This is a genomic window from Mesorhizobium sp. (genome assembly GCF_004963255.1).
Classification (GTDB): Bacteria; Pseudomonadota; Alphaproteobacteria; order Rhizobiales; family Rhizobiaceae; genus Mesorhizobium.
The window spans coordinates 94,286-104,637 of record NZ_SUGA01000021.1 but is presented as its reverse complement, the minus strand read 5'-3'; the positions used below and the strand labels follow the sequence as shown (position 1 = coordinate 104,637).

Annotated in this window: 9 protein-coding genes; 5 read left to right on the top strand and 4 right to left on the bottom strand. The window is 64.3% G+C overall.

The features are described 5' to 3' along the window. From E5X34_RS20955 to uraH, 4 genes are all read right to left on the bottom strand, one after another. Positions 1-230 (bottom strand): XdhC family protein (locus E5X34_RS20955; RefSeq protein WP_292568485.1); only part of this gene is annotated, 230 nt, incomplete at its 3' end. A 62-nt stretch (positions 231-292) separates the two neighbouring features. Then, a complete protein-coding gene (gene xdhB, locus E5X34_RS20950) occupies positions 293-2,656 on the bottom strand; it encodes a xanthine dehydrogenase molybdopterin binding subunit (RefSeq protein WP_292568483.1) in 2,364 nt (787 codons plus the stop codon). After that, positions 2,656-4,134: a xanthine dehydrogenase small subunit gene (xdhA, locus tag E5X34_RS20945; RefSeq protein ID WP_292568481.1), complete on the bottom strand. Its 1,479-nt coding sequence runs from the start codon at positions 4,132-4,134 to the stop codon at positions 2,656-2,658. The genes xdhB and xdhA overlap by 1 nt, the downstream gene beginning before the upstream one ends. Before the next feature lie 3 nt (positions 4,135-4,137). Continuing rightward, entirely contained in the window at positions 4,138-4,512 is a 375-nt protein-coding gene (gene uraH / locus E5X34_RS20940) for a hydroxyisourate hydrolase (protein WP_292568479.1), read from the bottom strand. Between the two features lie 169 nt (positions 4,513-4,681). On the opposite strand from uraH, the gene puuE reads away from it, so the two are divergent. The 5 genes from puuE to E5X34_RS20915 all read left to right on the top strand — a co-directional run bounded on the left by puuE (position 4,682) and on the right by E5X34_RS20915 (position 10,222). Further along, on the top strand, positions 4,682-6,106 hold the full coding sequence (gene puuE / locus E5X34_RS20935) for an allantoinase PuuE (RefSeq protein WP_292568477.1): 1,425 nt from the start codon (positions 4,682-4,684) through the stop codon (positions 6,104-6,106). Between the two features lie 93 nt (positions 6,107-6,199). After that, positions 6,200-7,075, top strand: coding sequence for a bifunctional allantoicase/(S)-ureidoglycine aminohydrolase (locus tag E5X34_RS20930; RefSeq protein ID WP_292568475.1), 876 nt, complete (start codon positions 6,200-6,202; stop codon positions 7,073-7,075). Beyond that, a complete protein-coding gene (locus E5X34_RS20925) occupies positions 7,072-7,563 on the top strand; it encodes an ureidoglycolate lyase (RefSeq protein WP_292568473.1) in 492 nt (163 codons plus the stop codon). Before E5X34_RS20930 ends, E5X34_RS20925 begins: the two co-directional genes overlap by 4 nt. Before the next feature lie 10 nt (positions 7,564-7,573). Next, on the top strand, positions 7,574-8,167 hold the full coding sequence (locus E5X34_RS20920; protein ID WP_292568471.1) for a nucleoside deaminase: 594 nt from the start codon (positions 7,574-7,576) through the stop codon (positions 8,165-8,167). A gap of 69 nt (positions 8,168-8,236) precedes the next feature. Next, positions 8,237-10,222 carry a CocE/NonD family hydrolase gene (locus tag E5X34_RS20915; RefSeq protein WP_292568469.1) on the top strand — a complete coding sequence of 662 codons (1,986 nt, stop codon included), beginning with the start codon at positions 8,237-8,239 and terminating at the stop codon, positions 10,220-10,222. Positions 10,223-10,352: the final 130 nt, after the last annotated feature.

The window sequence follows — 10,352 nt, the reverse complement described above, 5'->3', positions numbered from 1 at the left end:
GACCCTCCCCACAAGGGGGAGGGTGAGGAGCGCAACATCTGCCGCGCCTTGTCGATCGCCATATATTCGAGCTGGCCGCCGCCGATAGTGCCGAAAATGGCCGATGCCGAGACAAGCATGAAGGCGCCGGCCTCGCGCGGCGTCGAGCCCTTGGTGGCCGCGACCTCGACGAGGGCAACACGGCCGGTTTGGCCGAGGAACGCCTTCAGATCTTGTACTTTCGAGTTCATCGTCTGCATTTCCATTCTGGAAATATAACGTTTTGCCCCTCGATTTGCACGTTTAGGCAGATTCAGGCCGGCTGCCTGGCCTCCCGCTTCAGCCTCTCGATCGCCATCAAGACACGCTCCGGTGTCGCCGGCGCGTCGAGGCGCGGGCAGATCCTGTGGTCCGCGACGCTCGCGACGGCGTCGGAAAGCGCATGCAGAACCGACATGCCGAGCGGGAAAGGCGGCTCGCCGACGGCCTTGGAGCGATGCACGGTCGGCTCATTCGCCTCCGACCAGTCGGCCAGCGTGACGTTGAATATCTTCGGCCGGTCGGAGGCGAGCGGTATCTTGTAGGTCGACGGCGCGTGGGTGCGCAGGCGGCCCTTTTCGTCCCACCACAGTTCCTCGGTGGTCAGCCAGCCCATACCCTGGATGAAGCCGCCCTCGACCTGGCCGAGGTCGATGGCGCGGTTCAGCGAGCGGCCGGTCTCATGCAATATATCGGTGCGCTCGACCACATATTCGCCGGTCAGCGTGTCGACCGAGACCTCCGAGCAGGACGCGCCATAGGCGAAGTAGTAGAAGGGGCGGCCCTCGCCCTTGTCGCGGTTCCAGTGGATCTTTGGCGTCTTGTAGAAGCCGGCAGCCGACAGCTGGATGCGGGCCATATAAGCCTGCTTGACCAGATCGCCGAACGGTATCTCCTGATTGCCGATGCGGACCCGGTTGGGCAGGAACAGCACCTGGTCGCGCGGCACCTGGTACTTTTCCGAGGCGAAGTTGGTCAGCCGGTCCTTGATCTGGCGGGCGGCATTCTGCGCCGCCATGCCGTTGAGGTCGGAACCCGAGGATGCCGCGGTGGCCGAGGTGTTCGGCACCTTACCGGTGGTCGTCGCGGTGATCTTCACCTGATCGAGGTCGATCTGGAACTCCTCGGCCACCACCTGCGCCACCTTTAGGTAGAGGCCCTGCCCCATCTCGGTGCCGCCATGGTTCAGGTGAACCGAGCCGTCGGTATAGACATGCACCAGCGCGCCGGCCTGGTTGTAGTGCGTTGCGGTGAAGGAGATGCCGAACTTGACCGGGGTCAGCGCCAGCCCGCGCTTGATGAAGCGGCTGTTGGCGTTGAAAGCGCTGATCTCGCGCCGGCGCCGCGCATAGTTCGAGCTCGCCTCCAGCTCGGCCACGATGCGCTGGATGACATTGTCCTCGACCGTCTGGTGGTAGGGCGTGACGTTGCGGTCGCCCTCCTTGTCGCCACTCGCCCCATAGAAGTTCTTCTTGCGGATCTCCAGTGGATCCTTGCCGAGAGCAAAGGCCACCTCGTCGATGACGCGCTCGGCGCCGATCATGCCTTGCGGGCCGCCGAAGCCGCGGAAGGCGGTGTTCGACACCGTGTTGGTGTAGAGCGGCGCCGACTGGGCGTGCACCGCCGGCCAGAAATAGGTGTTGTCGCAGTGGAACAGCGCGCGGTCGGTGACCGGGCCGGAGAGGTCCGAGGAGAAGCCGCAGCGCGCGGCGAACATGAAGTCGACGCCGAGGATGTTGCCGTCGTCGTCGAAGCCGACCTCGTAGTCGATCAGGAAATCATGCCGCTTGCCGGTGGCGGTCATGTCGTCGTCGCGATCGGGCCGTATCTTGACCGCACGATGATGGCGCTTGGCCGCGATGGCCGCGAGTGCGGCGAACTGGTTGCCCTGCGTTTCCTTGCCGCCGAAGCCGCCGCCCATGCGGCGGATCTCCACCGTTATGGCGTTGCTCGGGATACCCAGCGCATGGCTCACCATATGCTGGACCTCGCTCGGATGCTGGGTCGAGGCATAGATGGTGACGTCCTGATCCTCGCCGGGGACGGCCATGGCGATGTGGCCTTCGAGATAGAAGTGTTCCTGGCCGCCGAGACGCATCTTGCCCTTGAGCCTGCGGGGCGCTGCCTTGATCGCCGCCGCCGCATCGCCGCGCCTCAATGTGAGCGGCGGCGTGACAAGCTTGTCCTTGCGCGGGTCGAGCGCGCCTATGTCGGTGACGAAGGGCAACTGCTCGTACTCGACCTTGGCCAGCCTGGTGGCGCGGCGGGCCTGCTCGCGTGTTTCGGCGATGACGCAAAAGATCGGCTGGCCGTAGAACTCGACCTTGCCGTCGGCGAGCACCGGCTCGTCATGACGGCCGGTGGGTGAAATATCGTTCTCGCCCGGCACGTCCTTTGCCGTCAGCACATCGACGACGCCAGGCGCGGCGCGCACGGCCGAGAGGTCCATCTTCGTGATCGTCGCATGCGTCGCGGCGGACAGGCCGAGGCAGCCATGCAGCGTGCCGGCCGGCTCCGGCATGTCGTCGATATAGACGGCCGTGCCACTGACATGCTTGTGCGCTGAATCGTGGCGCTGGTCGCTGGCGACGCCACCGGAGATCTTCTGCGCCTTGAGGTTAGGGACATGCTTGGTCATCAGGCCGCCTCGCTGCGGGAAACCTGGAGCGGCGCCTTGGTGCCGGTCGTCTCGGCATAAAAGCGCAGCAGAAGGTTCTTCGCCGCCAAGGCCCGATATTCGGCGCTCGCCCGCATGTCGGTGAGCGGCGTGAAGTCACTGGCGTATTCGGCCATGGCCGCCTCCACGGTCGCTTCGTTCCAAACCTTGCCAATCAATGCCTTCTCAACCGCTGGGGCGCGCTTCGGCGTCGCCGCCATGCCGCCATAGGCGATGCGGATATCGGCCACCGTACCGTCTTTTGCCAGGGTCAGATAGAAAGCCCCGAGCGTCGCCGTAATGTCCTCGTCACGGCGCTTGGTGACCTTGTAGACGGCAAACTTTTCGCCCTGTGCCGGCACGGGCACGTGGACTGCCTCGACGAATTCGCCGGGCTGACGGTCCTGCTTGCCATAGGCGATGAAGAAGGTTTCGAGCGGGATCGTGCGGCGCTTTTTGCCCTTGCGCAGGGTAAGCTGCGCGCCGAGCGCGATCAGCGGCGGCGGCGTGTCGCCGATTGGCGAGCCGTTGGCGATGTTGCCGCCGATCGTGCCCATGTTGCGCACCTGCTCGCCGCCGATGCGGTCGACCAGCGGTCCCAAGGCCGGGATGCGTTTCGACAGCGTCTCGAAGGCTTCGGTGTAGGTTACGCCCGCGCCGATGGTGATGACGCCGTCCTTCTCCGACATGGCGCGCAGGCCGTCGAGACCGCCGATGAAGATCGCCGGCGAGATGTCGCGCATATGCTTGGTGACCCAAAGGCCGACATCGGTCGAGCCGGCGACGATGGTGGCGCCCGGGTCCTTCTCGAGCACGGCGGCGAAGTCGTCGACGCCGGCCGGCACGATCAGCCGCGCCTTGCCCGACCCGATCTCGACTCTCGCGCCATCGCGCAATGCCTTCAGCCGCGCGGTGATGTCCTTGCGCTCCACCGCCAGCGGATCCTTCGCCGCCTTGCCGTAGCTCGAAATGGCATGCGCGGCGCGCATGATCGCCTCATAGCCGGTGCAGCGGCAAAGATTACCCTGCAGCGCCTTTTCGATCACGGCGTTGGACGGATCGGGCGTTTTCATCCAGAGCCCGTAGAGCGACATGACGAAGCCCGGCGTGCAGAAGCCGCATTGCGAGCCATGGAAATCGACCATCGCCTGCTGCACGGGGTGCAACTTACCAGGCTCGCGCAGATGCTCGACGGTGACGACATGGGTGCCGTCGAGCGAGCCCACGAAACGAATGCAGGCATTGACGCTTTCATAGACCAGGCCTTCGGAGGAGAGCTTGCCGACCAGCACCGTGCAGGCGCCGCAGTCGCCCTCGGCGCAGCCTTCCTTGGTGCCGCGCAGCGAGCGGTTGAGCCGCAGCCAGTCGAGCAGCGTCGCATCGGGCGCGACGTCTTTCAGGGCCACGTCGCCGCCGTTCAGGATGAAACGTATCTCGTTGCGGATCTTGGTATCGGCCATGTCTCAGCTCCCCCGATAGGTCGAGTAGCCATAGGGCGAAATCAAGAGCGGGACATGATAGTGCCGCTCTTCCGCCATGCCGAAGCGGATCGGCACGATGTCGAGGAAAGCGGGCTCGGGCAGGTTGGTGCCCTGGCCGCGCAGATAGTCGCCGGCGGCGAAGACAAGCTCATATTCGCCGGTGCGGAACTCGGCGCCGGCCAGCAGTGGCGCGTCGCAGCGGCCGTCATCATTGGTGGCCACGGTCTTGAGGTGGGTGCGGTTCTGGCCGTCGATGCGGAAAAGCTCGATCGACAGGCCTTTTGCCGGCCGTCCGGTCGCGGTGTCCAGCACATGGGTCGTCAGGCGCCCGCCATCGGCTTTCGACGTTTCTGCCACTGGCGGCCTCCCATCCCGGTACAATTTCAGGTCAATTGTGCGCCAATTAAAGGCGATGCATAAGCCCCGGTCGAGCGGAGTGCGGCAAAAAGCACTTTCAAAAATTTTCGGGGGAATGCATGCGCGCTCCTTTCGATATCTTCATCTCAACCATCGGGCAGGAGCGACAATGCGTTACGATAGGGACATGCGCGGTTACGGGGCCAATCCGCCGGACCCGAAATGGCCTGGCGGCGCGCATGTCGCGGTGCAGTTCGTCGTGAACTATGAGGAAGGCGGCGAGAATTGCGTGCTGCACGGCGACAAGGCCTCGGAAGCCTTCCTGTCCGAGATCGTCGGCGCAGCGCCCTGGGTCGGCCAGCGCCACTGGAACATGGAATCGATCTATGAGTACGGCGCCCGGGTCGGCTTCTGGCGGCTCTACCGGCTGTTCACCGAAGCTGAGGTGCCGGTGACCTGCTACGGCGTCGCCACGGCGCTGGCGCGCTCGCCCGACCAGGTGACGGCGATGCAGGAGGCCGGCTGGGAAATCGCCTCGCACGGGCTGAAATGGATCGACTATCGCGACCATGCGGCTGAGGATGAGAAGCGCGACCTCGACGAGGCCATTAGGCTGCATTACGAAGTGACGGGCGCGCGCCCGACCGGCTGGTACACCGGGCGCACCTCGGTGAACACGGTTCGGCTCGTCGCCGAGGAAGGCGGCTTCGACTATGTCTCCGACACCTATGACGACGAGCTGCCCTACTGGTTCGACCGCGACGGGCTGGAGACGCCGCAGCTCATCATCCCCTACACGCTCGACGCCAACGACATGCGCTTCGCGACGCCGCAAGGCTTCAACTCCGGCGACCAGTTCTTCGCCTATCTGAAGGACAGTTTCGACACGCTCTATGCCGAGGGCAAGGCAGGCCGGCCGCGCATGATGAATATCGGCCTGCACTGCCGGTTGGTCGGCCGCCCTGGACGGGTCGCCGCATTGAAGCGCTTCGTCAACTATGTGAAGTCGCATGACAAGGTCTGGCTGACGCGACGCATAGACATCGCCAGGCACTGGCGCGAAACGCATCCCTACGAGGCACCGGCGCTGCGTCCCTCGCGGATGGAATTCGAGGAATTCGTGCACGCCTTTGGCGGCGTGTTCGAGCATTCGCCCTGGATCGCCGAGCGCGCCTACGAGCTGGAGCTTGGCCCCGCGCATGACAGCGCGGGCGGCCTGCACAACGCGCTCTGCCGGGTCTTCCGCGCGGCGACGGAGGCCGAACGTCTTTCCGTGCTCAACGCGCATCCGGACCTTGCCGGCAAGCTGGCGGCGGCCAAGCGGCTGACGCCGGAATCGGCCAGGGAGCAGGCCTCCGCGGGGCTCGACGCGCTGACCGACAAGGAGCGCGAGCTGTTCTCGAAACTCAACGCCGCCTATGTCACCACCTTCGGCTTTCCCTTCATCATCGCGGTCAAGGGCAAGAGCAAGGACGAAATCCTGGCGGAGTTCGAGGCGCGGATCGGCAACAGCCGCGGCACCGAGTTGGAAACCGCCTGCAAACAGGTCGAACGCATCGCACTGCTTCGCCTGAAAGACATGCTCCCACTCTGATGTTTGTTTTTGCGCAATTCCGGACGGAAGGCTGCGGCGAAGTCGCCGAACCCAACCCCTTTACACTGGAATTGCTCTGAGGGTCAGGACCCCATGGATATGATCAAGACTGCCGAGCGAACCTATTACGCGCCGCAGGGTGGCCATCCCGGTCAGAACGAGCTTTTGACCGGCCGCGCCGTCTTCACCGAGGCCTATGCGGTCATTCCGAAGGGCGTGATGCAGGACATCGTCACCAGCCCGCTGCCGTTCTGGAACGAGACGAGGGCCTGGATCATTGCAAGGCCGCTTTCGGGCTTCGCCGAGACGTTTTCGCAATATATCGTCGAGGTCCTGCCGGGCGGCGGCAGCGACCGGCCGGAACTCGACGCCGGCGCCGAGGGCGTGCTGTTCGTCGTCGAGGGCGAGATCACCGTTTCACTTGCCGGCAAAAAGCATGTGCTTGCCCCCGGCGGCTTCGCCTTCGTACCGCCGGCGAGCGGCTGGACGGCGCGCAACGAGAGCGCCGCCGCCGCCCGCTTCCACTGGATCCGCAAGACCTATGAGGCAGTCGACGGCCTCGACGTGCCGGAAGCCTTCTTCTCGAGCGACCAGGACGTTGCGCCGAGCCCAATGCCGGGCACGGAAGGGCGCTGGGCAACGACCCGCTTCGTCGATCCGGCTGACATGCGCCACGACATGCATGTCACCATCGTCACCCTGAAGCCGGGCGCGGTCATACCCTTCGCCGAGACCCATGTCATGGAGCACGGGCTCTATGTGCTGGAAGGCAAGGCGGTCTACCGCCTCAACCAGGACTGGGTCGAGGTCGAGGCCGGCGATTTCATGTGGCTGCGCGCCTTCTGCCCGCAGGCCTGCTATGCCGGCGGCCCCGGCAATTTCCGCTATCTGCTCTACAAGGACGTCAACCGCCACGCCAGGCTTGGCGGTTACCTTGGCGGCGGCTACCTTGGAGGCAAGGCGCGGTGAGCCGCATCGTTGCCAAGCCACTGACCCGCGAGACCTTTGCGCCGTTCGGCGACGTCATCGACATGGGCGGCGACAACCGCTACCCGATCAATGGCGGCAAGGCGATGCGCTATCACGACCTCGCCACTGCCGTAGCGGCCGGCCCAAACGCGCGCGTGCTGATCTCGATGGTGCGCGGCACGCCCTACGAGATGCCGCTCAAGCTCACCATGGTCGAGCGCCATCCGCTCGGCAGCCAGGCTTTCATCCCGCTGTCGCCGCGGCCCTTTCTGGTGGTCGTCTGCCATGACACCAAGGACGGCCCGGGTGAGCCGCACGCCTTCCTCGCCGGACCCGGACAGGGCATCAACTACCGCCGCAACCTGTGGCACGGCGTGCTGACGCCGATCGGCGAGGAACAGGATTTCGTCATCGTCGACCGCGGCGGCGACGGCTCCAATCTCGAAGAATTCTATTTCTCGCATCCCTACGAGATCCACCTTCCCTGAAAGCTTTCCCATGACCGACGTTTCGCTGATCGACCGCCTGCTCGACGTGATCGAGCACGACATCGTGCCGAAGACGGCTCAAGGCGTCGCGCATGGCAACAAGCTGTTCGGCGCCGCGATCCTCAGGAAGGACGACCGCTCGCTGGTGCTGGCCGAGACCAACAATGAGATGGAAAATCCGCTCTGGCATGGCGAGGTGCATTGCCTGAAGCGTTTTTATGAGATGCCGAAGGCCGAGCGCGTCGACACCAAGGATGCGTTGTTTCTCGCCACGCACGAACCCTGCTCGCTCTGCCTGTCAGCGATCACCTGGACCGGCTTCGACAATTTCTACTATCTCTTCAGCCACGAGGATTCGCGCGACAGCTTCGCCATTCCGCACGACCTGAAAATCCTGAAAGAGGTCTTCACCCTCGACCCCGGCGGCTACAATGCTGAGAACGCTTATTGGAAAAGCTTCTCGATCCGCCGGCTGGTGCGGGCATTGCCGGAGGCCGAACGTGAGCGGCTGGAGGCGCGCATCGGCAGGATTTCGGAGCGTTATGACGAGCTGTCCGACGCTTACCAGGCAAGCAAGGCGGAGAACGACATTCCGCTGAACTGACGCGGATTGACCAGCCGATTTCGCCGGCTGGCCCACGACGCAACGGCGCGGGCTTCATCATGTGCCCGCATGAAAACCGTCACAGAATTCCCCCGCAAAGTCGTCGAATTTCCCGATATGGGCATCGTCATGCCGGATGGCTGCCGGCTGTCGGCGCGCATCTGGATGCCCGAGGATGCGGCCGACAATCCCGTGCCGGCGATCCTCGAGCATCTGCCCTACCGCAAGCGCGACGGCACCATTTTTCGCGACCAGCTCACCCATCCCTATTTCGCCGGGCACGGTTATGCCTCGATCCGAGTCGACATGCGCGGCAATGGTGATTCCGAAGGGCTGATGGACGACGAATATTCCGAGCAGGAACTGCAGGACGCCTGCGACGTCATCGCCTGGGCGGCGGCGCAGCCCTGGTGCAACGGCAATGTCGGCATGATGGGCATTTCCTGGGGCGGCTTCAACTGCCTGCAGGTGGCGGCGAAACAGCCCCCGGCGCTGAAGGCGGTGATCAGCCTGTGCTCGACCGTCGACCGCTATGCCGACGACATTCACTACAAGGGCGGTTGCCTGCTCTTGGAAAATTTCGGCTGGGCCTCGACGATGCTGTCCTACTCGTCGCGGCCGCCGGATCCGGCGATCGCCGGCGGCAACCGTTGGCGCGATTTGTGGCTGAGCCGGCTGGAGAACCAGCCCTTCCTTTTGCCGCTCTGGCTCGGCCACCAGCACCGCGACGCCTATTGGAAGCGCGGCTCGATCTGCGAGGATTTTTCAGCGGTCAAAGCCGCCGTGCTGTCGATCGGCGGCTGGCATGACGGCTACCGCAACACGATCTCGCATCTCGTCACCAACATCCAGTCGCCGGTAAAAGGCATTGTCGGCCCCTGGATCCACAAATACCCGCATTACGCCGGGCCCAATCCGGCAATCGGCTTCCTGCAGGAAGCGCTGCGCTGGTGGGACCGCTGGCTTAAGGGCGCGGAAACCGGCGTCGACGCCGATCCGGCCTACCGCGCCTATGTCATGGACAGCGTGCGGCCGGCGCGCTGGCACCCGGAGCGTCCGGGCCGCTGGATCGCGGAGCAGGAATGGCCGTCCTCAAACATCAAGATTGAAGCGATCGAGCTCATATCGGCAGGCACCAAGCCCTTGATCGTCGCTTCGCCGCAGACCTGCGGCCTTGCCGGCGGCGAATACTTTCCCTTCACCTTCGGGCCGGAACTGCCCGGCGACCAGCGGTCCGACGATGCGCTGTCGGTCTGTTTCGACCAGCCCGAGCTTACTGAAGCGATCGACATCGTCGGCGCGCCGGAACTAGAGGTCCGGCTTGCCTCTGATCGGCCGCAGGCCAACATCGCGGTGCGTCTCTGCGACGTGCACCCGGACGGCGCCTCGGAGCTTATCTCCTACGGCGTGCTCAATCTGACCCACCGCGACTCGCATGAGTTGCCGCAGGCCCTGGTTCCCGGCGAGACGGTTTCAGCGCGCGTCGTGCTCGACCAATGCGCCTACCGGGTGCCGGCCGGCCACAAATTGCGCGTCGCCGTTTCGACCGCCTACTGGCCGATGATTTGGCCCTCGCCGGAGCTGGTGCGGCTTGATCTGGCGCAGGCGACGTTGAAGCTGCCGCTGCGTCCGCTGGCGAAAGGCAATGAGGTTTCGTTTCCCGAGCCGGAAGGCGCGACGCCCTGGGCGACCGAGACCATCCGGCCGGCGTGTTCCGAACGCCATGTCGACCGCGACGAAAAGACCGGCCTGGTCACGCTTTCCATAACCGACGATTTCGGCGAACTGCGCGATCTCGACCACGGGCTGGTCAATGGCAGCATCGTGCGTGAGACATGGGCGATCCATCCCGACGATCCGCTGTCGGCCACCGGAGCCACGCATTGGACGCAGACATTGTCGCGCGATAAATGGTCGGTGCGGACCGAAACCTTTGCCGACATGCGATCGGACGCAGAGAGCTTCATCGTCAGCGCCAGAATCGAAGCCTATGAGGGCGACAAGCTGGTCTTCGAACGCGATTTCGAGCAGACGATTCCCCGCTCCCGGGTTTGAGCCGAGGCGAGATTGGTCCAAATGCGACGTGCGATTTACGCCACCGCATGTCGCATTCGGCCTTGCCTGCCGCTTTCCCTTACGGTCATTATCTCCTCCAACAGCAAGAAACGACCATAAGGTCGCATAC